The sequence below is a fragment of the Niameybacter massiliensis genome, assembly GCF_001282685.1.
GTDB classification, from domain to species: Bacteria; Bacillota; Clostridia; order Lachnospirales; family Cellulosilyticaceae; genus Holtiella; species Holtiella tumoricola.
In genome coordinates, this window is the sequence record NZ_LN875034.1 from 558,160 (window position 1) to 583,368 (window position 25,209).

The 25,209-nt window shown below is 35.0% G+C and carries 21 protein-coding genes; 17 read left to right on the plus strand and 4 right to left on the minus strand.

Going from position 1 to position 25,209, the window contains the following annotated elements:
• The first annotated feature begins 138 nt into the window (after positions 1-138).
• Both BN2390_RS05055 and BN2390_RS05060 read left to right on the plus strand, forming a co-directional pair.
• Positions 139-588, plus strand: a complete 450-nt coding sequence (locus tag BN2390_RS05055; protein ID WP_053983266.1) for a MarR family winged helix-turn-helix transcriptional regulator — start codon at positions 139-141, stop codon at positions 586-588.
• The gene (locus BN2390_RS05060; protein WP_053983267.1) at positions 581-1,912 is read left to right on the plus strand and encodes an MATE family efflux transporter; all 1,332 of its coding nucleotides are present in this window, start codon (positions 581-583) and stop codon (positions 1,910-1,912) included. The genes BN2390_RS05055 and BN2390_RS05060 overlap by 8 nt, the downstream gene beginning before the upstream one ends.
• Before the next feature lie 466 nt (positions 1,913-2,378).
• Here BN2390_RS05060 and ymfI read toward each other — a convergent pair whose 3' ends face one another.
• Positions 2,379-3,158, minus strand: a complete 780-nt coding sequence (gene ymfI / locus BN2390_RS05065) for an elongation factor P 5-aminopentanone reductase (protein ID WP_053983268.1) — start codon at positions 3,156-3,158, stop codon at positions 2,379-2,381.
• A gap of 6 nt (positions 3,159-3,164) precedes the next feature.
• Entirely contained in the window at positions 3,165-4,022 is an 858-nt protein-coding gene (locus BN2390_RS05070; RefSeq protein ID WP_053983269.1) for a deoxyribonuclease IV, read from the minus strand.
• Between the two features lie 208 nt (positions 4,023-4,230).
• On the opposite strand from BN2390_RS05070, the gene BN2390_RS05075 reads away from it, so the two are divergent.
• From BN2390_RS05075 to BN2390_RS05130, 12 genes are all read left to right on the plus strand, one after another.
• Positions 4,231-5,673 carry an LCP family protein gene (locus BN2390_RS05075; protein ID WP_053983270.1) on the plus strand — a complete coding sequence of 481 codons (1,443 nt, stop codon included), beginning with the start codon at positions 4,231-4,233 and terminating at the stop codon, positions 5,671-5,673.
• A 194-nt stretch (positions 5,674-5,867) separates the two neighbouring features.
• Complete coding sequence (locus BN2390_RS05080; RefSeq protein ID WP_053983271.1) at positions 5,868-7,163, plus strand: LCP family protein; 1,296 nt, start codon at positions 5,868-5,870, stop codon at positions 7,161-7,163.
• Between the two features lie 43 nt (positions 7,164-7,206).
• Positions 7,207-10,044: a phosphodiester glycosidase family protein gene (locus BN2390_RS05085; RefSeq protein WP_053983272.1), complete on the plus strand. Its 2,838-nt coding sequence runs from the start codon at positions 7,207-7,209 to the stop codon at positions 10,042-10,044.
• Positions 10,045-10,138: 94 nt separating this feature from the next.
• Positions 10,139-10,651 (plus strand): hypothetical protein, encoded by a 513-nt coding sequence (locus tag BN2390_RS05090; protein ID WP_053983273.1) that lies wholly within the window; start codon positions 10,139-10,141, stop codon positions 10,649-10,651.
• Between the two features lie 28 nt (positions 10,652-10,679).
• Positions 10,680-12,605 (plus strand): DUF5693 family protein, encoded by a 1,926-nt coding sequence (locus BN2390_RS05095; protein WP_053983274.1) that lies wholly within the window; start codon positions 10,680-10,682, stop codon positions 12,603-12,605.
• Positions 12,584-13,666, plus strand: coding sequence for a polysaccharide pyruvyl transferase CsaB (gene csaB / locus BN2390_RS05100; RefSeq protein ID WP_053983275.1), 1,083 nt, complete (start codon positions 12,584-12,586; stop codon positions 13,664-13,666). The genes BN2390_RS05095 and csaB overlap by 22 nt, the downstream gene beginning before the upstream one ends.
• Before the next feature lie 9 nt (positions 13,667-13,675).
• The gene (locus BN2390_RS05105; protein WP_053983276.1) at positions 13,676-14,413 is read left to right on the plus strand and encodes a WecB/TagA/CpsF family glycosyltransferase; all 738 of its coding nucleotides are present in this window, start codon (positions 13,676-13,678) and stop codon (positions 14,411-14,413) included.
• Positions 14,414-14,680: 267 nt separating this feature from the next.
• Positions 14,681-15,799, plus strand: coding sequence for an ABC transporter ATP-binding protein (locus BN2390_RS05110; RefSeq protein ID WP_053983277.1), 1,119 nt, complete (start codon positions 14,681-14,683; stop codon positions 15,797-15,799).
• Between the two features lie 171 nt (positions 15,800-15,970).
• Positions 15,971-17,068, plus strand: coding sequence for a PucR family transcriptional regulator (locus tag BN2390_RS05115; RefSeq protein WP_053983278.1), 1,098 nt, complete (start codon positions 15,971-15,973; stop codon positions 17,066-17,068).
• 15 nt (positions 17,069-17,083) lie between these two features.
• Positions 17,084-17,791 (plus strand): cell division ATP-binding protein FtsE, encoded by a 708-nt coding sequence (ftsE, locus tag BN2390_RS05120; RefSeq protein WP_053983279.1) that lies wholly within the window; start codon positions 17,084-17,086, stop codon positions 17,789-17,791.
• Complete coding sequence (gene ftsX / locus BN2390_RS05125; protein WP_198524852.1) at positions 17,757-18,653, plus strand: permease-like cell division protein FtsX; 897 nt, start codon at positions 17,757-17,759, stop codon at positions 18,651-18,653. The genes ftsE and ftsX overlap by 35 nt, the downstream gene beginning before the upstream one ends.
• Before the next feature lie 12 nt (positions 18,654-18,665).
• Positions 18,666-19,793, plus strand: a complete 1,128-nt coding sequence (locus tag BN2390_RS05130; protein WP_053983281.1) for a murein hydrolase activator EnvC family protein — start codon at positions 18,666-18,668, stop codon at positions 19,791-19,793.
• A 163-nt stretch (positions 19,794-19,956) separates the two neighbouring features.
• Here BN2390_RS05130 and BN2390_RS05135 read toward each other — a convergent pair whose 3' ends face one another.
• Positions 19,957-20,850 carry a transposase gene (locus BN2390_RS05135; RefSeq protein WP_053983282.1) on the minus strand — a complete coding sequence of 298 codons (894 nt, stop codon included), beginning with the start codon at positions 20,848-20,850 and terminating at the stop codon, positions 19,957-19,959.
• Between the two features lie 108 nt (positions 20,851-20,958).
• Between BN2390_RS05135 and BN2390_RS05140 the strand changes: the two genes are divergently transcribed.
• The 3 genes from BN2390_RS05140 (at position 20,959) to BN2390_RS05150 (ending at position 24,210) form a co-directional block, all read left to right on the plus strand.
• On the plus strand, positions 20,959-22,164 hold the full coding sequence (locus tag BN2390_RS05140; protein WP_053983283.1) for a S41 family peptidase: 1,206 nt from the start codon (positions 20,959-20,961) through the stop codon (positions 22,162-22,164).
• Positions 22,165-22,225: 61 nt separating this feature from the next.
• Positions 22,226-23,389, plus strand: coding sequence for a S41 family peptidase (locus BN2390_RS05145; protein WP_053983284.1), 1,164 nt, complete (start codon positions 22,226-22,228; stop codon positions 23,387-23,389).
• Positions 23,390-23,403: 14 nt separating this feature from the next.
• Entirely contained in the window at positions 23,404-24,210 is an 807-nt protein-coding gene (locus tag BN2390_RS05150; RefSeq protein ID WP_053983285.1) for a hypothetical protein, read from the plus strand.
• A gap of 25 nt (positions 24,211-24,235) precedes the next feature.
• On the opposite strand, the gene BN2390_RS05155 is transcribed toward BN2390_RS05150, so the two are convergent.
• Positions 24,236-25,054 carry a rhomboid family intramembrane serine protease gene (locus BN2390_RS05155; protein ID WP_053983286.1) on the minus strand — a complete coding sequence of 273 codons (819 nt, stop codon included), beginning with the start codon at positions 25,052-25,054 and terminating at the stop codon, positions 24,236-24,238.
• Positions 25,055-25,209: the final 155 nt, after the last annotated feature.

Sequence of the window (25,209 nt, forward strand, 5' to 3'; positions counted from 1 at the left end):
TCTTTGAGATGAGTTGACAAAAAGAAGCTTTCTCCTTATACTTACTTATGATAATTACTAATAGTAACTAATTTGGAAAACGATAAGGAACATATTAATTTTAAATTAGGATAGAGGGTTATGGAGGAGGCATAGAATATGAACACAGAAAAAATAAAGGAGCTTTTAAACAGTTGTTTTACTGCCAAAAAGATTACAGAAACAATGGAGGAGCTACCAAAAGGATTTAAGCCAAGGCATATACATGTCATTGATAGTATTTATACTATTGGAGAGCGAAAAGAAGATGTACGTATTAGTGATGTAAGTAAGGAACTTCATATTACGACACCTAGTGTAACAAAGTTAATCAATGAGTTAGAGGCCATGGAGGCAGTCGAAAAATATACATGGAGTGAAGATAAACGTGTGACTTTAGTACGTCTAACCAAACTTGGGCAGTGCTATCAAAAACATTATGTCTTAGAGTACCATGAAGCGTGGGCAAAGGGACTAAGTGACATTACAGATGAAGAAGTGGATCTTGTTGTAAGTGTCATCGAAAAATTGCAGCAAGCTATGCCAAAGCAAGGAGGGGAGCATGAGTAGTCATTCAGATTTTTCAACAGGTAAAATTTCTACAATGATTCTTAAGTTTTCTATTCCAGCTGCCGTATCTTTGTTGATTACAGCAATCTACAATATAGTAGATCGAATGTTTATTGGTAACGTTAATGGAAGTACAGCATTAGCTGCATTATCTATTTGTTTTCCACTTTCTTTTATGATGATTGCATTTGGGTTAATGTGTAGTGCAGGAGGTTCAACACTCTTTACATTACTAAGAGGCAAAGGGGATGAAGTAGGAGCAAATCGTGCATTTAGTTCAGCTTTTTTATTGACGATTCTATTTGAAGTAAGTCTATCTATTGTACTATTAGTTTTTGCCCCAACCTTTTTAAAGCTCTTTGGAGTTACAGAGACAACTTATGATTTGGCTCTACAATATTATAAGATTGTTAGTTTGGGATGTGTCTTCCAGGGCTTAACCTTTATATTATGTGATTTTGTACGTGTATCAGGTAAGCCTATTATGGGGATGTGGGTAACGACCTTAGGGGCTGTTACAAATATTATTTTAGATGCGATATTTGTTGCTGGATTAGGATGGGGTGTTCAAGGGGCTGCATGGGCAACTATAATTGGGCAAGTTGTATCGGTAGTATTTGGAGCTTGGATGATCTTCTCAGGAAGGACATTAGTAAAAATTAAGAGGGAAAGTTTTAAGATAGATTCTGCTATTTCAAAAGAACTTCTTAAATGTGGTTTTGCTTTTTGGATTGCTCAGATTGCTATGGGATTTATTGCTTTAGTTTATAATGGACAATTAGGTAAATATGGTGGAGACATTGCTATTAGTGTGTATGCTGTAATTTCAAGTATTATGACCTTTGTTATTATGCCTGCAAGTGGTATTAGTCAGGGGATTCAACCTTTAGTTGGATTTAACTATAGTACAGGGCACTATGATAGAGTTAAGAAAATCTTTCTTCAAGCAACAGCCTTCTCTATAGGGATAACCCTTATTATATGGAGCATGACTGAACTGTTCCCAGGTTTTATTATTAATATGTTTGGTGGTGGAAGTGAATTATTGGAGATAGGTATACCTGCTCTTAGAACTAACTTTATTATTGCACCAGTACTTGGATTTGTTATGCTAGCAACAACTTTCTTCCAATCTATAGGGAAGCCGAATGCTTCTTCTGTGATTACCTTAATAAGACAGGTTGTAGCGCTTATTCCCCTGATTTACTTATTACCTATAGTACTTGGAACAATAGGGATCTTCTATGCACAGCCTATAAGTGATCTACTTGCAACAGTGTTATCATGGGTATTAATACATAAGGAATTTAAGAAGTTAGTTTAGGATAAATGATAGAATCATTTGTATAGCTAGAGGTAATAGAATCATTTACAAAGCTAGCTATAAAGATAGAGTATAGAGATCATTTACAAAGCTAGCTATAAGGATAGATTATAGAGATTATTTAAAAAGTTATTCATAAGGATAAGCAAAAGAGGTCATTTGCAAAGTTAGAGCCATAAGGATAAGCAAAAGAGTTAATTTACAATGATAAGTGATAAGGATAGGCTGTAAAAAGAAGTAACTTATAGTGATAACTTATAAGGATAGAATAAAGAAGTAATTTGTAAAGATGAAGTATAAGAATAAGTAATAAAAATAGCTCATAAAGTATAGAAGCAAAAATGCCTTCAGTAGACTACTAAGAGTCACTGAAGGCATTTTTTTAAGCGCTAATATAGTCTACGACATCCATAAAAGTACAAAATATTTCTATATTTAGGCCCTACATCTATGACCGATGACTAGGTTAGAGTAGACCACCATCTAAAGTAAGAATCTGTCCGGTCATATAGCTTGCAGCATTGCTTACTAGGTAGAGACAAGTTTGGGCAACTTCATTGGCTTGTCCTGTACGACAAAGGGGTACTTCATCGATAAAGGCATTGCGATCATCTTCTGTAAAGTGAGCATTCATCTCGGTATCAATCCAGCCACAAGCAATGGCATTGACACGAATGTTAGAAGGCCCTAATTCTTTAGCCAGTGCCTTTGTAAAGCCATTAAGGGCACTTTTACTTGTACTGTAAGCTACTTCACAAGAAGCGCCAACATTACCCCAGATAGAAGAAATATTAATGATGCAGCCTTTATGACTTGCAATCATATGAGGCGTAGCTAGGTGGCAGCAGTTATAGGCTGAGTTTAAATTAGTCGTTATGACTTTTTGCCATAGATCAGGTGGTGTATCTGTAAAGAGTCCTACGTGACTGATACCTGCATTGTTAATAAGAATAGTTGGATAGCTTCCAAATACTTCATGGCAGTGGGCAAAAAGTTCTTCGGTAACTTGATAGTTAGAAATATCCCCTAAAAATGAAGTGACATTGTAGCCAGAAGAGGCTAACTCAGTATGGGTATCTATGAGGGCTTGCTGGTTAGAAGCACCGTTAAGTACAACTCGAGCACCGAGCTGAGCAAAATGGGTTGCTATGGCACGTCCAATACCACGGGATGAGCCTGTTACAAGAACAACTTCCTCTTTGTAGTTAGGTAGACTACAAGGACTTTGAATTTGATTAGATTCCATGGCTATTTATTCTCCTTTTAGGAAAGCAATTTCTTCCTTATATAAGTTGGTTTTCTTATCAAGCCAAGGTGTTTCTAAGATAAATGGTCTACCTTGTACTTTAGGATGATGCACAATACGATAGAGGGCGTCACGACCAATTTGATCTTTTCCTTTAGGGTTTTCTTCTGTAGCGCCTAAGTTAGCATGACGGTCTTTACGTGCACCACGTACATTAAGAGAACCGTTAATATGGAATACTTTGAGTTTATCCAGCCCGATAATACGGTCAAATTCTTCAATGACATGGTCAAAGTTTTCAATAATATCATAGCCGCTATCATGAAGGTGGCAAGTATCCACACAGACACCAACTTTATCAGAGTATTTCACACCATCTATGATCGCTTTAAGTTCTTCGAAGCAACGACCGATTTCACTCCCTTTACCAGCCATTGTTTCAAGGCAGATACAAGGTTTAGTATCTTCTGTAAGAACTTCATTTAATCCGGCAATAATACGTTCTGTGCCGTATTCTAGTGTTTCAGTAGTGAAAGAGCCTGGATGAAGGACTAAATAATCTGAGCCTAGAGCCGTTGTACGCTCGATTTCTAAAGCTAAGAACTCTTTAGCAAGTTGATACGTATCTTCTTTACAAGAGGCTAAATTAATAATATAGGGTGCATGGATGACGATATCTGAAAGTCCATAAGCCTCCATAAAGGCTTTTCCTTCTTTAATTTTTAACTTTTCTAGTGGGGAACGCTTTGTATTTTGAGGTGCACCAGTATAAATCATAAAAGTATTTGCACCGTAGGAATATGCTTCTTTTGCTGCACCTAAAAGGCCACCAGACATAGAAACATGAGAACCGATTTTTAACATAATAATCTCCTTTTTTCTAATCTAGTTTAAAATACACCAAATATTTACAATTGAGTATAACTATAGTATACTAATTATTAACATTTAAAGGTTCTAAAATACAAATTTTATTAAATTCGACCTGAACTTTAGAACTCTGTTTATAGTAGCATATAATAAGGAGAATTATAAGGGCATATTATGATTTTAAATCCTAGGGGGAAGTTATATGAAACAAGAGTATGAGGAAAAAGAGGACGAGCTAGAAGCAAACTTTAAAGAACAACTGACCGAAGAAAAAGTAATCAAAGAGAGAGTACTGAAAGAAGAATGGCTTAAAGAAGAAGTAATTCAACAGGAAGTACTGAAAGAAGAATGGCTCAAAGAAGAAGTAATCCAAGAGGAAGTATTAAAAGACGGATTGCTCAAAGAACAAGTAGAAAGTAGTGTAGAGGTTCACCAAGACTTGGCAGAAAGCAAACAGGCTAGCCAAGAAATACTAGAAAGTCAGAAAGTAAATCAAGGGGGATTAGAAGAGAAGCAGGCTAGTCTGAAGAGATTAAAAGGCGAGGACACTAATCAAGCAGTATTAAAAAATGAAAAAGTTAATCAAAGGTTATTAAGGGAAGAAAAGAGAAGTAGGCATAAAGGTAAAAGAAGTATTACTATGAAGGTATTTTTGTGTACGCTTATTGTTATTTTCCTTTCAGTAGGTTTAATAACAGGAGCAGGTATAGTGGCTTATAATAGCTTGGTATATGATGATGTAGAGGTAGTAAAAGTAGAAAGGAGACAAGAAGCCTCTAGTGAAGATGCATTAATAAATCAAGAAAAGCAAGTAGGTCAAAATGGGACAAGTGTAACCATGCCTTTAAAAGAAGAGAAAAAGCTAGATAAGACAGTTGCAATCTTTGGGACAGACGCCTCAGGTCGATTGACAGATGTAATCTTTTTAGCTCACTTTGATAGTAAGACGAAAGAAGTAAGTTTGATAGCTATACCAAGAGATACAAAGGTAGATTGGACGAAGGAGCAAATGAGTATTTTGCCTGAAAGACATAAGTGGGTGCGTTTTAGTAAGATTAATGAGATGACTAGCTGGGGTGGAATAGAGAATATTAGAGCGCTTACAATTACCACATTAGAATCCATGCTAGGTGTTCCTATTGATAATTATGTGATTGTCAATTTGGATGCATTTAGACAAATTGTAGATGCAATAGGTGGTGTGGAAATAGATGTACAACACTATATGGAGATGCGTGATCATAGCCAAGGGTTATCTATTAGCCTAACACCAGGTGTTCAAGTCTTAGATGGAAATAAAGCAGAACAATTTGTAAGGTTTAGAGGCTATCCCAATGGGGATTTAGGAAGAATAGAAGCACAGCAGAAGTTTTTAGAAGCTTTTGCTAAGAAGGTTCTTTCTTTTGACACTTTAACAAAACTGCCACAACTTGTAGAGATTGCTTTTGCTTCAGTTAAAACAGATATAAGTTTAATGGAACTTACGACCTACGTACCGTATGTGAAAGCCTTTAATATGGAGAATCTATCGTTCTATGTATTGCCAGGTGAGGCACGCTATGAGAATAATATTTCTTATTATTTTGCTAATCATGAAAAAGCCTTAGAGATGATTGATCAGATTTTTTATAAAAATATAGAGTAAAAGATAAAGGGATGTCAAATTTTTGATATCTCTTTTTTGTATTTTGTTCATAAATTGAGTTTATAATAAACAAAGATACAATTTCATTTTGTCAAAAATTGTGATATTATAATGCGTGATGTATAATATACATTAGATATGGTATAAAATGGATACATATTTAGCGAATAGACGTCATATAGGGAGTGAAATGGATGAGTACGAAGCGTACTAAGAAGAAAATGAATAAAAAGAAGAAGCTAATGAGAACGTTTTTGTTCTCCATGATGTGGACAGTATTGGTATGTGTAGTAGGTGCTACAACAGTAGTAGGATGCTATAACTATTTCTTTAAACATGATGGTGGTGAGAACAGCGCTCAAGCCGGTAGCAACAAGCCAAACAAAAAAGATGAAAAAGCACCAGACATTTATAAAAATGTAGCGGTATTTGGTGTCGATAAAGATGGTTATCGAACAGATGTTATTTTTGTAGTAAACTTTAATAGTGTAACAAACAAAGTTAAAGTCATCTCTTTACCTCGTGATACGAAAGTTAAATGGAGTGAAGAACAAAAACAAAGCTTACGTGATCTTGGTAAACGTACAGTATCTGTATCTAAGCTGAATGAAATGACAGCTTATGGTGGGATTGAGAATATTCGTTTGTTTACCATTAATGAAATTGAGAACATGTTAGGTATTACAGTGGATAACTATGTAATTGTTAATATCGATGCTTTTAATCAAATTGTAGATGCTATAGGCGGCGTTGATTTATATGTTCCACAAAATATGAAACATACAGATTACGCAGGGGATTTATTCATTGACCTTAAAGAAGGTTATCAACATTTAGATGGTGATAAAGCAGAACAATTTGTACGTTTTAGAAGCTATCCAAATGGTGACGTAGATCGTATTGCAGCACAACAAGTCTTTTTAGATGCTTTTGCTGATAAGGTACTTAGTCCAAGTATCATTACTAAAATACCAAAAATCATGGGTATTTTATTTAGTTCAATTAAAACAGATGCAGAGCTTGGTGACCTTACAGGATATTATCAATATGTAAATAGTTTTAATAAAGAAAACTTAACGTTCTATACACTTCCAGGAGAAGGGCGTTATGAAGGTGGTGCATCATATTTCTTCCCAGATCATGATGAACTTGATAAAGTGGTACAAGAAGTATTCTATGATAAAGTACCAGCTGGTGAAGAACCAGAAGAAGCAGAAGTTATAGTAGATAAAACCGTATCTGTTGTCATATTAAACGGAAGCGGTATTACAGGTGCAGCAGCAACTGCTAGTGAGAAGTTGACAGCAGAAGGTTACGCTGTACAAGAAGTTGGAAACTATACACGTTCAGATGTAACAGCAACCATGATTATTGCTAAAGATGCAAAAAAAGCTGAACAGTTTAAAGCCTATTATCCAAACGCACAAATAACAACAAATGACACATTAACAACTGACATTCAAATTGTACTTGGAGCAGATATTCAATAAATAAAAAATAGAGACCATAAATGGGCTAGAGGAGGGGAACTAGATGAAAGCGAAAAAACTTTGGATCACTTTTGTCGTAAGCAGTGTAATCGCAAGTAGTTTTAACTATTCTTATGCAGCAGTATTACATGAGATTAATCAAACACAACAAGTAACAAATGGGGCGACCCATATATCCAAAGAAATCCTGACGAGTGAAGGATGGCAAGATTTAAATATATTACGTATTGACCTTAGTAACCCGAATGTAGAATTAAAACCTATAACAACTCAAGTATTAGGGGAACGCGATAATATATTAAATATGGCAACACAACATGGTGCAGTAGCAGCAGTCAATGCAGACTACTTTGATATGAGTTCTAAGACCCCAGCTTTTGGGCCGGTTGTTAGTGATGGGACAATCGATCAAGCTTATAATAATGATTACAATACATTAGGGCCAGCTAAGTATATGGGTACACTTTTAGTAGGTGAAGATGGCACAGCTTCTATGGATTACTATAGTGTGAAAATGTGGGTAGAAATTGATGGTCAAAAAGCATTTGATTTATCGAGTTACAACAGAATACCAAGCAGTGTACGCATACCATTTATTATTGATCGCAGTTATTATACAAATAATCAAGCGCTCATTACGAAATATCAAAGTTCTGTAGGGCTTTACACCATTTTAGTAGAAGATGATGAAGTCACTTATGTTTCTAGTCTAAATGAGGTTGTAGAAGTACCAAAGAATGGCTATGCAATTATGGTAAGTGGAGACAAGTTTAGTACATATGGGCCTTATTTAACAGAAGGTGCAGAAATTAATATCGCTCAAGTTGTTAGCTTAAATAATGCAGTGGTCGAACAAATTGAAAACTTACAAATGGCTGTTGGTGGTGGTGGGCTTATCCTGAAAAATGGTGCAGCTTACCAAGGAGAAGCACATAAGGTTTCAGCAAGTAGCAAGGAACCACGTACAATCGTAGCCAATACATATAAAGAAAATGAAATTTTACTGATTACAATAGATGGACGCTTATCCAATACATTAGGAGCAACCCATCAAGATATGATTACAATTCTTCAGAATTTAGGTGCAAAAGATGCCATGTACTTAGATGGTGGTGGTTCAACCACTTTAGTTGCACGTAATGAAGGGGAAACAACTTTAACCATTCAAAACAGACCATCAGGCACTGTACAAAGAAATGTAGCCAATGGAATTGGTGTCTTTACTACAAATGCTACAGGTGAAGTTGCCAACTTAACGCTAGAACCTTCTAGTGAAAGAACTTTTGTAGGAGAGTCCATTACCTTTAACTTAAAAGCAACGGACAAAAATGGCAATCCAGTGCAATTGAATCAAAAAGAAGTAAGTTTATCTATTGCTGGTGTAACAGGCGACTTTAGTGGCTTTAAGTTCTCACCAAAGACAACAGGAAATGGACTTGTGGTTGCAACAGTAGGTGATGTGAGTGCAACAGCAGAAATTAAAGTGACTCAACCAAAAGGATTAATGATTGAGCCAGCAACACTTCAGTTAGATGAAAATGCAACCAAACAAGTACAAGTTTATGGTGTAGACAGTGAAGGCTATAAAATCCCAATCACAACAGGACAAATAACTTGGAAGAGTAAAAATAGCAAAGTATCTGCAGCAGGTACAACGATTGCAGCTACCAATAAAGCCATTGATCAATTAGAAGCAAGTTACCAAGGGGCAACTGGTAAAGTGAACGTGGTTGTAGGACCATCTGTTGTGGCACTCGAATCTTTTGAAGAAAGTCTAGGAAAATGGGCAGCAGGTGGCAGTACAGTAGAAGGTAAAGTAGAAGCTTCAAAAGAAGTGAAGTATCATGGGAATCAATCCATTAAAATGACATACACCTTTAATAAAGATAGCAATAAGCAAGTGGCTTATACAGTTTTTGATAAGCCTATTGTACTTACAGAAGATGCAAAAAGCTTAAACATGTGGATCTCAGCTAATGGGCAAGGAGATACATTAAAAGTTCAAGTAGAAGATGCTAAAGGCAAAGTACATTATTTAACCCTTGCAGATAGTTTAAATCATACAGGTTGGAAGTATATGAGTGCAGCTTTACCAAATGATATAGCTATGCCAGCAAAAGCAACTAAGCTTTATGTGTATAGTGCTAATGGTTCTAAAGAAAAGCGCACAAGTGCGATTTATATGGATCATGTTTCTATGACCCGTGGGGATAGAAATGCTGAAAATAGTTCAGCAAGATCAGATTATCAATTTGATTCACATTACAAACCAACCCTTCAAGCAGCTACAGGAAACCAATACAGTGTAAAAGTATTAGGACCTACATCTATTTCAGGTATGGTACATAGTGATGAAACTCTTGCGAAGATGTCTAAGAAGGTAAATACAGGTGCATCAATGATTGTTCAAGCATCTAAAAATAATTTACCTTTAAGCTTAAGTCCTAAAGTAGCAACCTATAACAATACTTTTGGTCAAGCTACACAAGGTGCATTAGATGTAATCTTTGTAGGGACAGATAATGGTGGTATCCGTGAGACAAATGGCTCACAATGGGCACAACTGAAACAGTCTTTAGAGGCAAGTACAGGCAAACATATTGTACTCGTAATGAGTAAGAATCCTACCACTCAATTTAGTGATGCACGTGAAGGTAAGGCATTACATGACTATTTAGCTGAGTATAAAAAGACAACAGGTAAAAATGTTTTTGTAGTGACAACTGGAAGTACTTCAAAAGAGGTACGAATTGAAGATGGTATTAGATACATAAGGTTAAATGGTTTAGCAACTTCAACAGGTCAAGTTGGAGAAGGTGAATACCTACTCTTCAAAGTCGTAGGAGACGATATTTATTATACATTTGAATCGATGTTATAAGATTGTAACCGGGAACCAATAAGGTTACCCGGTTATCTTTTCTTATATTGTAGGAAAAAATATGGCAGTTGCCATTTTTTATAAGGAGGCTTATATGACAAAAAGAATGAAATTATTGATGCTCACATTAGGGGTACTAGCAGTAGGCACAAGTGCATATGCTGCAAAAGGGGATGCAGGTAGTTCAAATGACCCACTTGTAACAAAAAGCTATGTAGATAGTCAAATAGCATCTGTTTCAGGCGGTGGTTCTACTGCTAAACTTGAAAGTAAATTAGCAGCACAAGAAGAGATGATTTCCGTATTAACACAAGAAATCAACGCACTTAAACAACAAAGTAGTAGTAGCTATACCGTTGTAACAGTACCACAAGGGAGCAGTATTGTAGGTGCACAAGGAACAGAGATTATTGTACGTTCAGGAAATGGCTTAGTTCTTGCAAGTCAAGGTGGTGGCCTACAAGATATGACAGAAGGTACAGATTTATTAGCAGGAAGTGAAGTACCAAAATATCACTTAGTGATTGTGCCACGTGAAGATGGTCGAGGAATTTTGGCAACAAAAGATTTAATAGTAATGGTTAGAGGTGGGTATAATATCCAATAATAATGATGGATAGATTACGGAGGACGAGATGAAAAAACAAAGTAAGATAATTATAAGCGTATTGATTGTCATATCTCTATGTGTTTGCGGATTTATAGGGGCGAGACGTATTAATGTAGAACAAAATTATAGAGATATTCAAGTAGCAATCCGCTATAGTGATGTGCTTAACATTGCAAGACAAACCAATGAACCAATAGATGTAGTACTTAAGCATTTTAATGACCTAGGAGCGAATGCACTCTTTGTAAGAGAAAATACAGTGCTACCGATATCAAGTGCTGATTATGTCAATTTTAAAGACCAAGGTAAAGCTACGGTTTATGAAGGTTATGAGTTAGAAAAAGATTATCCTGAAAGCAATAATATTAGAAGAAGTAATCTTTATATAGAAGCTTATGATGAAGAAACATTTAATCTCATTTATAATAACTTAACTTTAAAAGGTATTAGTGCTTATAAAACACTTATTGAAGGTGAAGATTATATAGAAGTAACAGTACCTACTAGTATTTTAACCACACTTGGTGTCGGTTATAACTATGAACACTTACAAGTAGCAGCAGATTTAGGTTATGTGATTTTACCACAAGTTAAATCTTGGGATCATGTATCAGATGAATCTATTGAAGCCTTTGTACAACAAATCGAAGCCATTCCTAATTTAGGTACAATTTACTTTGCAGACAGCGCTATCGTAGAACCTAAAAATCCTATGATCGTAGAAATGATTGAAGAACATGGATTAGGATTTGTAGAATTTTTCTCAGAAAAACAAAAAGGCTTTGAAACTTTAGCAAAGACTTCAAGTCAAAAAGGTACAGCTTTTAATGTAGAACGTCTACACACAGTAACAGATGCACAAGTTAAACAGTATACAACAGATGGACTTATGGATCGTTATATGCTTGCTTTAACAGAACGTAACTTACGTACTTTCTTATTTAAAATGCCAAATACTTTAGATATTGAAAAAGATGCAAACTTCTTAGGAACAAATATTTCTACATTTACTGAATTAGCAGAAACAAAAGGCTATACAGTAGTAAACGAAATCAAACCATATAACTTACCAATGGGGAGTTATGTATTAAGTCTTTTAGCTGGACTTGGTGCGATTTTAGTCTTTGTACTTTTATTAGATTATTTAAAACTTACAAAAGTAGGTTATATCTTAGGGGCACTTGGACTTATTGGATATGCTGGACTTTTAAAAGTTTCTCCAGATATGGGGATCAAATTAATGGCTTTATTTGGAGCAGTGATTTATCCTACTTACGGTGTAACCATTGTATTAGATGATAAAGAAAGAAATATTAAAGAGACTATTTTAGCTTTTATTAAATGTAGTGTGATTTCATTTGGTGGTGCCTTAACGATTATTGGGGTATTATCTCGTACAAGTTTTGGACTTGGAATTAATGTTTTTGCCGGTGTAAAAGCAGCTATGCTTCTACCTATCGTGCTTGTACTTCTTATTGCTTACTATGAACGTCATGGATTAAGTTATCAATATTATAAAGACTTATTAAGTAATAAAGTTACTTATTTAGCATTAGGGATTATGGCAGTAGGTGCAGTGGTATTACTTGTTTATACTTCACGTACAGGGAATACAGGAAGTATTTCACCTTTAGAACTTGCATTTAGACAATTCTTAGATACAACACTTGGGGTAAGACCAAGAACAAAAGAATTCTTAATTGGTCATCCATTAATGTTGGTACTTCTTTACTATGGTTATAAAGATAAGTACATCCCACTTCTTGTATTAGGAGCTATCGGACAGATTTCATTAGTTAATACGTATGCACATATTCATACACCGGTTTTAATCTCTCTTATTAGAATGGGTTATGGCCTCATCTTTGGTATTGTTATAGGCTTAATCTTTATCGGTGTAACCAAATTAGTAGGTAAGGTGATTAATAAATGGGTACTAAAAAATCAATAGTATTATCAGGTTATTATGGATTTAACAATATAGGTGATGAAGCTGTACTTTCTTCTATTATTTCAGCACTACGTAAACAAATACCAGATGTAGAAATAACAGTGTTATCGAATTCACCAAGTCAAACAAAGGCACTTTATGGGGTAGAAGCCATTAATAGATGGGGAATTAAAGACATTATTGCTGCCATTAAGAAAAGTGATGTGGTCATTAGTGGTGGGGGAAGCTTACTACAAGATGTTACAAGTAGTAAGGTTATTCCATATTATTTAGGTGTTGTTAAAATTGCTCAGTTTTACAAAAAGCCTGTTGTGTTCTATTCACAAGGTGTAGGCCCAGTAGCCAAAGGCTTTGGCAAGTTCTTGGTGAAGCAGATTTGTAACAGGGTAACTCATATCTTTGTAAGAGAAGTAGGATCTAAACAACTTTTAGAAAGCTTAGGTGTGAATAAAGCACCAATTACTGTAGCCATTGACCCTGTTTTAGGTATTGAACCTAAACAGGCATTGGTAAGTGATATCCAAGCAAGTTTACCAGAAGGTAAAAAAGTAGGTCTTTATATTAGACCATGGAAAAATGATGAAGAAATGATTGAAAAAGTAGCACGCATTGCAAGCTACATTGAATCAAAAGGCTATGCCCTTTATTTCATTCCTATGTATCATAAGGAAGACTTAAGTATTGCCCAGGAGATCGCAAATCGTGTAAAAGGCGATGTACATGTGATTGAACAAGAAATGACTATAGATGAAGTAGTCGCTTATACTGTGCAATTTGATTTCATTCTAGGCATGCGTTTACACAGCTTAATTATGGCACATGCAGTAGAAGTACCTATGATTGGTTTATCTTATGATCCAAAAGTAGAAGGTTTCTTAAATGAGGTTGGTGCACCATACTGTATGCCTGTTGCTTCAATTAATGAAGAGAAGATGAAAGTCTATATAGATGAACTCATTGAACAATTAGAGACAGAGAGAGAACGCATTCATCTTGTAAACCAAGAGAAAAAACAAAAAGTGGAATTGCCAGCAGTCAAGGTACGTGAGCTGCTAGGTTAGGAGGCAAATATGAGAGATACTATTAATGTATTAGACATACCAGTAGATCGTATTACAATGGAAGATGCAACAAGACGAATTAGTGAATTTGTGAATTCTTCTAATTACCATATGGTCTTTACACCAAATCCAGAAATTGTTATGTTAGCACGTGATAATGCAGATTTTAAAGCAGTTATGCAACGTGCAGATCTTATTGTTCCTGATGGTATTGGTGTGGTACTTGCCTCTAAAATATTACAAGATGCATTACCAGAGCGTGTAGCAGGTTATGATTTAGTACAAAATACAATGAAACAAGCAGCAGATAAGGGATACCGTTATTACTTCCTAGGGAGTAAGCCAGGGATAGCAGAGCAAGCTGCCCAGAAAATGCGTGCAAAGTACCCAGGGATTCAAATTGTAGGTATTCGTGATGGTTATTTTAAAGAAGAAGATGAACCAGCTATTATAGAAGACATTAATAATAGTAATGCAAATATCCTATTGGCTGCACTAGGTGCACCAAAGCAGGAACTTTGGATTGATAAATATAGAGAACAATTACCTAATATACGTGTAGCTATTGGAGTAGGTGGAAGCTTTGATGGTATGGCAGAGGTTGTAAAACGTGCACCAGAGTTTTATCAAAAAGTAGGGTTAGAGTGGTTCTATCGCTTGATGTGTCAGCCAACACGTGCAAAGCGTATGTTGGTACTACCAAAATTCGTAATAGAAGTAGTTAAAGAAAAGTTCCACAAAAAATGACACGAATAATAGGCTATTTAACAACTTTCAGTAGCAGGTTGGTTATATAGTACAGTTTATGGATAAAAAGAGATTAGTTTGTTAACCCTTATTCCACAAAATGCAAATTTTTTTTAGGACTATTAACTAAAATAAATTTAGGCTTTTTATCAAAATAGCGAATAGCTTACTTAATGGAAATATAGTATATTTATATTATCAAATTAAGCAGTGTGTTTTACAACACGTAAGAGCAATGGATTAAAATAAAGCCAAGGGGGAAAAATCATGGCAGAATTAAAATTAAATAATATTTACAAACGTTATCCTAATGGATTCGTAGCGGTAAAAGACTTCAACCTTCACATTCAAGATAAAGAATTCATTATCTTCGTAGGTCCATCAGGATGTGGTAAATCTACTACATTACGTATGATCGCAGGTCTTGAAGAAATTTCTTCAGGTGAACTTTGGATCGGGGACAAACTTTGTAACGATGTAGCTCCTAAAGACCGTGATATCGCGATGGTATTCCAAAACTACGCTTTATATCCACATATGTCAGTATATGATAATATGGCATTTGGTCTTAAACTTCGTAAAACTCCAAAAGACGAAATCGAACGTCGTGTTATGGAAGCAGCTAAAATCCTTGACATTGATCAATGTTTAGATCGTAAACCAAAAGCATTATCAGGTGGTCAAAGACAACGTGTTGCTATGGGTCGTGCTATCGTTCGTGAACCAAAAGTATTCTTAATGGATGAACCTTTATCAAACCTTGATGCTAAACTTCGTGTACAAATGAGAACAGAAATCTCTAAATTACACCAAAGACTTCAAACAACATTCATCTACGTAACACATGACCAGGTAGAAGCGATGACACTTGGTACACGTATCGTAGTATTAAAAGATGGTATCATCCAACAAGTTGATTCACCAACTAAATTATACGCAAATCCAGAAAACTTATTCGTTGCTGGTTTCATCGGTTCACCACAAATGAACTTCATCGAAACTAAAGTAGTAGCTCGTGGAGAAGACATCGTTCTTACATTCAGCAACTCAGAAGTTGTATTGCCTAAAGAAAAAGCAGCTGCATTAAAAGCTGGTAACTACGTAGGTAAAAACATCATGATGGGTATTCGTCCAGAACATATGGCTGATATGGACACAGTAGGTGACCATGAAAAAGCTAAATATGCTGTTGTAAGCGCTACAGTAGAAGTAACAGAAATGCTTGGTTCTGAAACTTACCTTTACATGGTATGTGAAGGCCACAACGTTACAGGTCGTGTACACCCAAGCTGTAAAGCTAAACCAGGTAGTACAATTGCAATCGGTATTGATACATCAAAAATCCATGCATTTGACCTTGAAACACAACTTACAATCACAAACTAATTTAAATATTGAAGCCTGCTCCATGGAGCAGGCTTTTATATTTTTCTTAAAAAATTAATTTTTATTAACAAATAAAAGGCTAACACTTTTTTTTTGTCTGTAAATAGGATAAAATAAGGTATAATGCGATAAAACTAATTTCAAATAAATAAAACTAGGGAGCTGATAAGAGTGATTTCAAACCAAATTTTACAAAACACAATAGACGGCCTAAAGAATATTACAAGACGTGATTTTAACATACTTGATGCAGAAGCAAAAATTGTTGCAACAACTATTGAAAATGCAGTAGGCGAATATGTACCAGAAGTAGAAGCGTTTATTAATTCTCATGCAGATAGTCAAGAGATGCAAGGCTTACATTACTTCAAAATTTATGATGAGTACTTAGTAGAATATGTACTTGCTGTAAGTGGTACAGATGATGAAGCTTACAAATTAGGAAAACTTGCTGCTTTCCAAATCAAAAGTTTACTTGTAGCTTACAAAGAAAGATTTGACAAAGATAACTTTATTAAAAACTTACTTTTAGATAACTTACTCTTAGTAGATATCTATAGTAGAGCAAAAAAATTACATGTAGAAAATACTGTTCCACGTGTGGTTATTTTAATTGAGTCAAATCAAAGCAAAGAAGCAAATATCTCAGAAATCTTAAGAAGTATCTTCCCAGATAAATCTAAAGACTTTGTTACAGCTGTAGATGAAAGAAGCGTTATTCTTGTTAAAGAGGTGGCTACAGGAGAAGAAACAGAAGTAGATAATTACTCTAAAATGATCTATGATACATTAAGCTCAGAAGCTATGAGTAATGTTCACATTGCTGTAGGTACAGTTGTATCTGATCTTAAAGATGTATCTAACTCTTACAAAGAAGCAAGTATGGCACTTGAAGTAGGTAAAATCTTCAACTGTGAAGATAATATTTCAACTTATTCAAAACTTGGTATCGGTCGTATTATTTATCAATTACCATTACCACTTTGCAAAATGTTCATCCAAGAAGTCTTAAAAGGTAAAAAAGTTGAAAACTTTGATGAAGAAACACTTATGACAGTAAACAAATTCTTTGAAAACAGCTTAAATGTATCTGAAACATCAAGACAACTTTACATCCACAGAAATACACTTGTTTACCGTTTAGATAAACTTCTTAAAATGACAGGCCTTGACCTTAGAAAATTCGATGATGCCATTGTATTTAAAATTACAATCATGGTAAGTCAATATATGGAATATATGGAGAGACAAAATTCAGGCAAGCTATAAGATGGGGGTAAGAGCATGATTTACTTAAATAATGTGTCAAAGACCTATCCTAATGGCACAGTAGGTATTAAGCCTACCTCTCTTAGTATAGAAAAAGGGGAATTTGTCTTTATAACAGGGAATAGTGGTTCAGGAAAATCTACTTTATTAAAGCTTATGCTTAAAGAGGTTGAGCCAACCCATGGCAAGATTAGTATTAATGGTAGGGAAATTACAAAACTCAAACGTAGACAAGTTCCTTATTTACGTAGGGATGTAGGGGTTGTATTCCAGGACTTTAGGTTGTTACCCAATAAGACTGTTTATGAAAATGTAGCATTTGCTATGCAAGTTGTACAAGCAAGTAGTAAAGAAATTAGAAGAGCAGTCCCAGTTGTACTGGGACTTGTTGGGCTTGCTAAAAAGGCAAGATGTTATCCACATGAACTTTCAGGTGGTGAGCAACAAAGAACGGCTATTGCACGTGCTATTGTTAATAATTCACCCATTTTGATTGCCGATGAGCCTACAGGAAACTTAGACCCATCTACATCTTGGGAGATTATGAACTTACTTCTTGATATCAATATGCGAGGGGTAACCGTTATTGTAGCAACTCATGAACGAGAGATGGTGAACCTTCTCAAAAAGCGTGAGATTGAAGTAAGTAATGGAATTATTGTAAAAGATACTTATGAAGGAGGGTACCATGATGAAGTGGAGTACCGTGAAGTATCTTTGTAAAGAAGGTATTCTAGGCTTATGGAAAAACCGTCTTATGGCACTTGCTTCGGCGGGGACTATTATCCTTTGCTTATTAATTTTAGGCATGTCTTATTCAATTGCTAAAAATATTGAGTCTGTATTACATCAAGTAGAAACACAAATTGGTATTTCAGCCTACTTAAGAGAAAATATTGAACCTACACGTATAACAGAAATTGAAAATAAGATTAAGAATACAGATTATGTTTTAGAAGTAGAGTACATCTCTAAAGAGGATGCCTTACAAAAATTTGCAAGTAGTCAAGAAGATGATACTTTATTTGAACAATTTAAAAATGACAACCCTCTTCCAGCTTCCTTCGAAATCAAAGTAGAGGCCATGCAGTATCAAGAAGAGGTTGTTAAGAAACTACAAAATATACCTGAATTACAAGTTGAATATTTCAAAAATGAAAGTATTATTTTTATGAGTATTAATCATTCAGTCCAATTAATCTCTAGTATTTTAATTGGATGTTTAATTGTGATTGCATTATTACTTATTACAAATACGATTAAACTTACGGTATATGTACGCCGTAAAGAAATCAATATTATGAAATATTTAGGCGCTACGGATACATTTATTCGTTTGCCATTTGTAATTGAGGGGATTTTAATTGGAATTATTGGCTGTATTGTTCCAACTTGGGTCATTAAAGAAGGTTATGTTGTATTTTTAGACTTAATTGGAGACGCATTAGGAAACTTTATGGGTGGTATGCAGTTAGTACCTATAGCAGAAATTATGCAAGGTCTTATACCTATGTTTGGATTAATAGGAATTGGTATTGGGGTATTAGGTAGTGCTATCGCAATACACAAACATCTTAAGGTGTAAGGAGATACAACAATGAAAAGAAGAGTTTTGTTAGTATGGGCACTTATTATAAGTATAGGTATTATACCACTATATGGATCAAGTTTATCCGATAAGAAAAGTGATTTGAAAGAAACACAGCAAAATATTCAAGATTCCAAAAATCAACTTTCTCAAGTAGAAAAAGAACAAACACAGCTTGAAAAAGAAGTAGACGCACTTGATAAAAAAATTGTGGCTGCTGAAGATAAGCTTTTAAAGATAGAAACTGACCTGGAAGCTAAAAAAAGTGAGGTAGAAGTTGCTAAAGAAGAATTAGAAGCCGCTATAGAGAAAAAAGAATATCAATATGAGGCGACTAAAGATCGAATGGTACAGATGTATAAGAATGAAAAATCAGGCTATATTGAACTGATTTTTTCATCAGGAAGCTTAGGTGAGCTTCTAGATCGTACGAAATACATAAAAGTTATATCTGAATATGATAATCAGCTATTAGATGAATATCAAAAGCAAGAAGAAGTTATAGCTGAGAAAAAAGCAACTTTAGAAGTTGAGCAAGTAGCAATAGAAGGATTACGTAGTAATCAAGAAGCTGCTATGAGTGAACTTGAAAGTATGCGAAAGGATAAAAATAAAAAGATTGCTGAAAAGAAATCTAAAGCCAGAACGTTAAGTGATGAGATTGATGAGATGGAAGAAATCTCAAAAGAATTAGAAAAAGAAATTAAACGCTTAACTGAGGCAAGTACAGTCAAATATTCAGGTGGAAAGTTTGAATGGCCAGTACCAGGATACTACCGCCTTAGCTCACAATATAATCCAAGAAATAACCCAATATCAGGGATAGCTGAATTCCATCAAGGGATTGATATACCAGCTCCATACGGAGAAAAAGTCATTGCAGCAGCTGATGGGAAAGTCATCGTATCCGGATGGGTAAGAGGATTTGGAAATACCATTATGATTGACCACGGAAGTGGGATTGTAAGTATTTATGGACATAACTCCTCACTAACAGTAAGTGTAGGAGAATATGTAAGCCGCGGTACACAAGTCGCGCGAATCGGAAGTACAGGGAACTCAACAGGTAATCACTGCCACTTCGAAGTCCGCGTCAACGGCCGCCATACCTCCCCATGGAATTATTTAAATAATTAGGGACGGTTCATTCAGACTCATAAAAGAAAGGGGGAACTAAATGAATAGTTTTTCCTTTCTCTACGATTCTATGAATAGGGTATTATTAGAATAAAAATTTAAACATGGTTAATAGACCAACATGATATATACATTATGTTGGTCTATTATTTTTATATGGGAATTAAGAATTAATACTAATAAAATTCTCTATAATAGGCATATCATAAGTAAGGGACATACCCTTAGCAATAAGAGATGAAACTCTAGATCTAGAGATATTGCCAATAAATGCACAGATTTCGAGGTGAGACATATTACAAAATGCGTGTAGCATAAAACAGGTTAAAGCTCTAAGCGAGGTTGCAGATGAAGAATACTTGTAAAATATACATTGACTAGGCTGATTTAGTTGAGTAGAAACATATTGGAGAATCATTTCAGGGTCATGGATACGCGGAATGAATTTACTATTAGTAGGTTCAGAGGTACACAAAGGAAAGTCTGTATCTTTTATGATAGATGTATCTAAAGTTCGACTTATATAATGATAATATTGTTTTCTATTTGTACGATGGTTTAAAGCAAGTAAGGAGATCAGGAATGCGGAGTCTAAAATTTTAAAGCGATTGCAACCTTTTATATAATCTATTAAACTGTTATAAGGATAGTCTAAAAGGGTATCTTGTGATTTTAGAAGATCCTTAGGATTGGCATGGATATATGCGCAAACATTCACTAGATATTTATAAGAATTAACGATTTTACTTTTAAAGCGGTCTCTAAAAACAGGCCCACTTCTGCTATATTTATTGTTATAGTAGATAGAATAGCATAAATTAATGTAGTGCATTACCTTAGAAATATCACTCCCAAAGCTATCAATTACTAAATGAGCATGGGTGGTCATTAAGCAAAATGCATAAACTTTAAAATGAAATTTAGTTTTAGCTTTCTTTATAAGTGCGAGATACATCTCTTTATCTTCTGAATCATTGAAGAGGTTAATTTCAGATAAAGAATGAAGCATAATATGAAATACACTATCATTAGTTTTAATACGAGCTACTCTAGGCATTTTTATAATCCTTTCTTAAAATAGATGTTAATAGAGTATAGCCGATAATAATAAGGTTCAATCATCAATAGATGAAATGAATGAACCGTCCCTAAAGGAGGCAGCGTGGTGAAGAGAAGATTTGTGATTGGTATAGTAGCAGGTGTTTTAGTTGGAGTAGCGGGTGTTGGTACCTTGTATGGTATTGGACATTTAAACAGTGCTGCTGGAGAGAGTGGAAGTAGTAGTATTTTAAGCGGAAGCTTTTATAATAAGGCGAAGGCTAATGCGTTGAAGCAGGTCGTACAGGCTAAGTATATTGGTGAGGGCTTAGATGAGGATATGTTAGAGGGAATCTACAGGGGGTATGTATATGGTGTGGGTGATACATACACTTCTTATCTATCAGAAGAAGCTTTCAATAAGGAGCAAACAGAAGCAGAAGGCAATTATTTGGGTACGGGAATCCGCTTTACTTGGGGGATTACCAATCAGTACTTGATTGTAACAGAGGTGATTCCTAATTCTCCTGCTGAGCAAGCTGGTATTATAGTCGGTGATAAAATCTTTGCGGTAGATGGTATTAAGGCATTGGGTTCAAATGAAACTAAGATTTATGAAAAGCTTATCTATAATGGTACAGATCCTGTGGTTTATACTATTAAGAATAATGATGAAACTGAAACGAGAGAAGTGAGTCTTGTAGCAGATGTTGTAAAGATCAACTTAATAGAGAGTGAATTACTAGATAACGGCGTAGGCTATGTGGACTTAGATGGTTTAGTTAATGGAAGTACTCAGCAAATAGGTACTCAAATTGATGAACTCATTAATAAGGGGGCAACTTCTTTAGTTTTAGATTTACGTAGTGTTTATAGTGATAATCTAGAAGAGGTCCAAAAGTTATGTGATTTATTTTTAGATGAACAAGTTGTATTCTCTGTTAAGCATAAAGATGGCACAGTCACACCATATAAAACTGAAGATGGTAAATATGATTTACCTCTTGCTGTATTAACAGGAACTTATACAGAGGGTGTTCTTGAAGCCTTCCCAGCAGCTATACAAGCTCTTGATAGAGGGGTATTAGTTGGTGAGGAGACAGCAGGTAATGGAACAACTCAAGTACGTGTACCTTTAGAGGATGGGTCAGGTTTAAGTATCACTACAGGTCTTGTCTTAGATGCAAAGGGAAATCAAATCAAAGATAATGGTGTAGTACCATCTGTGGTTCAAAAAACAATCACAGAGAATAGTTTAGAACTTGTCACAACAGGTACACTTAAGTTAGAGAATGATGTTATCTTACAAAAGGCAATAGAAGTGTTAAAATAAGGATAAGAAATAGAAAATTGACGTAAGCTATGAATAATATAATTGAGGGATGTGATACAAAGTGAAACAAAAAGGTTTCCTAAAAGGCGCAACGATAGGCTTTGTATTATCAACAGTCATTTTATTTAGCGCAACATTATTTGCTGATAAATATGATTATATTGATAAGAAGTTAGAAGTTATTCAAAGAGCATTAGATGAGTACTATGTAGGCGAGTTAGATCAAACAGCCATGGAAGAGGGCATTTATAAGGGCCTTGTATCAGCAGTGGGCGACCCTTATACAACCTACTATACTCAAGAAGAATTTGAAGAAGTAATGGAAAAATCAAGTGGGGTCTATGCAGGCATTGGGGTTCAAATGATGGTAGACCAAAATGATAATAGTATTTTGGTGACAGATGTATTCCCAAGTTCTCCAGCCGAAAAAGCTGGTATGCTTATTAATGATAAGATTATTGGTGCAGAAGGGCAAAAGCTTACAGGCGACGACTTTAGTACAGCACCTAAGATTATTAAAGGTAAACCAGGTACAAAGGTTAAAGTAACAGTTTTTAGACCTTCTACCAATGAAACATTAGAATTAGAAATGAAGCGAGAAAATGTCATTTATCCTTCAGTTGAACATAAAATGTTACAAGAGGACATTAGCTATATCAAAGTGCGTGAGTTCGAAGAACTGACTTATAAACAATTCAAAGAAGCTTTAGACGCAAGTGAAAAAGCAAATGCAAAAGGCTTAATCATTGACCTTAGAAACAACTCTGGTGGGCTCTTAGACATTACAGTAAAGATGGCTGATGAACTGATTCCAGAAGGGATTATTGTTTCAACCAAAAACAAACAAGGTGAAGAGGACGTTATGCGTGCAGATGGTGAGTATATCGACTTACCAGTAGTTGTCCTTGTAAACGAAAAGAGTGCAAGTGCTTCAGAAGTATTATCTGGTGCACTAAAAGACCATAATCGTGCCGTATTAGTAGGTAAGAGAACTTACGGTAAAGGTATTGTTCAAACGATTATGCCACTTACAGATGGATCAGCGTTAAAAGTAACGACTTCCCAATACTTCACACCAAGTGGTGTATGTATTCAAGGAGAGGGAATTGAACCTGATTATGATGTAAGCTTAGCACCTGAACTTATGATAAAACCTGCTTTAGAATACGATGAAGATGCACAGCTTCAAAAAGCTGTAGAGGTATTAAAAGAGCAAATGAAATAAGTTAGGGGGCATCTATGAAAACTTTTGTACAGTATTTGATACTGTATATAGTAGAAAGTATGGGGCTCATTATACGTGACCCCATATTTTTTTTAATGGCGATATACAGTGTAATGGTGTACAAAAGACAAATAGAACAAGTACAAGGTCCACAAAAAGTACCTGAGATGATTGCAAGAGCTTTACCTGATATGATACTAGGTATTCTATTAGGAATCACTACAAGCGGTATTTTAGCGTATCTAGGGATTAACTTTTATGTGAGTTTGAATATTTTAGTACTTATTCCAATTGCCATCTTACTTATGCTTATTCATCCGAAATGGGGCTGCTTCTCGTATGTAATCCCTGTAGCTTTTATGATAGAAGGATTGAGTAAGCTCTTTAACCATCCACTTTTTACGTTAGATTATGAAATGTTGATTTACCTAGTGGGGGTATTACATATTATTGAAGGATTGCTTGTACTTATATGTGGCTATAAGCATGCAAAACCAGCACCTTTTTATGAAGAACATAGGCTTACTTATCATCAAGTGTTACAACATATGTGGATTATACCTTTTATGGTGATCTCAACACCACAGGGCATTCCTATGCCACTGTATGCCGTACTTGCTTATGGGGATGAAGCAAGAGTAAGGTCACCCAAAGAACAATCTATGCTAACAGGTACACTTATTCTTGGATTTGGCGCATTGATTTTTCTTTTAGCACATGCCATGCATTTAGGGCATATACAAGCAGGTGGTCTGATATTGATTATGCCAGTTCTTCATGAATTGATTTTTATTGTTGAAATCTATATGAACAAAAAATAGGCTACCACATAAGGGTAGCCTATCTTTATTTAACGTGTTCGTGATTTCTTAAGTGATCCATACAGTACTCATAATCACCGTTACAAGTAGAGCAATATCTAAATTCCATATCAGGATCGTCTAATTCTGTTTTGCCACATGTATGACATTTGTGGAAAGCCACTTTAATTGGTGCACGCTTTTCATAATCCATTTCTCGTTTTGCGGCTTTAAATTGCTTTTGGCCAGCATAGCCTTTTTGCTGTACTTTCTTACGTTTGAGTACAGGCATACCGAAGAAGATAAAATATCCAAGTAAAGAAGCAGCAATTAATGCAAAGTTAACAAGTCCACCACCTAGTAAGTCTACACCAATTAAAATGAAGTAGAAGACTAGTAAATATTTTGCTTTAAATGGAATCACAAAATATAAGTAGAATGTTGCTTCAGGCATAAGGGTTGCGTAAGCTAAGAAGAATGAAAGATTAATGTAATACACATCAGGTCTTCCACCAAAGATAAAGCCTACAAGGATACAAGCAATAACACTTGAGAAGTAGAAGAAGTTAAAAGCAAATGTACCCATAATGTGTTCTAATTGTTGTGAGATAGAATAGTAGATAAATACAAGCAATAAGAACATAAGAGGTGAAGTAGAGGTTGGAATAAAGATAAAGGTAAAGATTCTCCAGATTTGACCGGATAAAATGGCACCTCTATTAAATACTAATAAACTTTGAATCCAATAACTACCTGTTAAGTTCGTAAGTAAAAAGACAATTGCCTGTCCCATGAGGATATACATCATCAAATTAGGAATTGCAAATTTGCCAAACTTTTTTTCAAGTTTATATAACCATGGCATAATCAAAGAAGCCTCCTTAAAAATAATTGAAATACATACTGTGTACATATGGTATAATTATAGTATTAAAATATGATAGTAATATAAACAGATTTCTAAGAGTGATAGCATTTTATTTTTTATACTATCTACATTTTAGAAATCCTTATCTAGAG

Bases quoted from the DNA above. Each gene is read 5' to 3' on its own strand.
- BN2390_RS05055 (WP_053983266.1), top strand. From the start codon at position 139: ATGAACACAGAAAAAATAAAGGAGCTTTTAAACAGTTGTTTTACTGCC.
- BN2390_RS05060 (WP_053983267.1), top strand. From the start codon at position 581: ATGAGTAGTCATTCAGATTTTTCAACAGGTAAAATTTCTACAATGATT.
- ymfI (WP_053983268.1), bottom strand. From the start codon at position 3,158: ATGGAATCTAATCAAATTCAAAGTCCTTGTAGTCTACCTAACTACAAA.
- BN2390_RS05070 (WP_053983269.1), bottom strand. From the start codon at position 4,022: ATGTTAAAAATCGGTTCTCATGTTTCTATGTCTGGTGGCCTTTTAGGT.
- BN2390_RS05075 (WP_053983270.1), top strand. From the start codon at position 4,231: ATGAAACAAGAGTATGAGGAAAAAGAGGACGAGCTAGAAGCAAACTTT.
- BN2390_RS05080 (WP_053983271.1), top strand. From the start codon at position 5,868: ATGAGTACGAAGCGTACTAAGAAGAAAATGAATAAAAAGAAGAAGCTA.
- BN2390_RS05085 (WP_053983272.1), top strand. From the start codon at position 7,207: ATGAAAGCGAAAAAACTTTGGATCACTTTTGTCGTAAGCAGTGTAATC.
- BN2390_RS05090 (WP_053983273.1), top strand. From the start codon at position 10,139: ATGACAAAAAGAATGAAATTATTGATGCTCACATTAGGGGTACTAGCA.
- BN2390_RS05095 (WP_053983274.1), top strand. From the start codon at position 10,680: ATGAAAAAACAAAGTAAGATAATTATAAGCGTATTGATTGTCATATCT.
- csaB (WP_053983275.1), top strand. From the start codon at position 12,584: ATGGGTACTAAAAAATCAATAGTATTATCAGGTTATTATGGATTTAAC.
- BN2390_RS05105 (WP_053983276.1), top strand. From the start codon at position 13,676: ATGAGAGATACTATTAATGTATTAGACATACCAGTAGATCGTATTACA.
- BN2390_RS05110 (WP_053983277.1), top strand. From the start codon at position 14,681: ATGGCAGAATTAAAATTAAATAATATTTACAAACGTTATCCTAATGGA.
- ftsE (WP_053983279.1), top strand. From the start codon at position 17,084: ATGATTTACTTAAATAATGTGTCAAAGACCTATCCTAATGGCACAGTA.
- ftsX (WP_198524852.1), top strand. From the start codon at position 17,757: ATGATGAAGTGGAGTACCGTGAAGTATCTTTGTAAAGAAGGTATTCTA.
- BN2390_RS05130 (WP_053983281.1), top strand. From the start codon at position 18,666: ATGAAAAGAAGAGTTTTGTTAGTATGGGCACTTATTATAAGTATAGGT.
- BN2390_RS05135 (WP_053983282.1), bottom strand. From the start codon at position 20,850: ATGCCTAGAGTAGCTCGTATTAAAACTAATGATAGTGTATTTCATATT.
- BN2390_RS05150 (WP_053983285.1), top strand. From the start codon at position 23,404: ATGAAAACTTTTGTACAGTATTTGATACTGTATATAGTAGAAAGTATG.
- BN2390_RS05155 (WP_053983286.1), bottom strand. From the start codon at position 25,054: ATGCCATGGTTATATAAACTTGAAAAAAAGTTTGGCAAATTTGCAATT.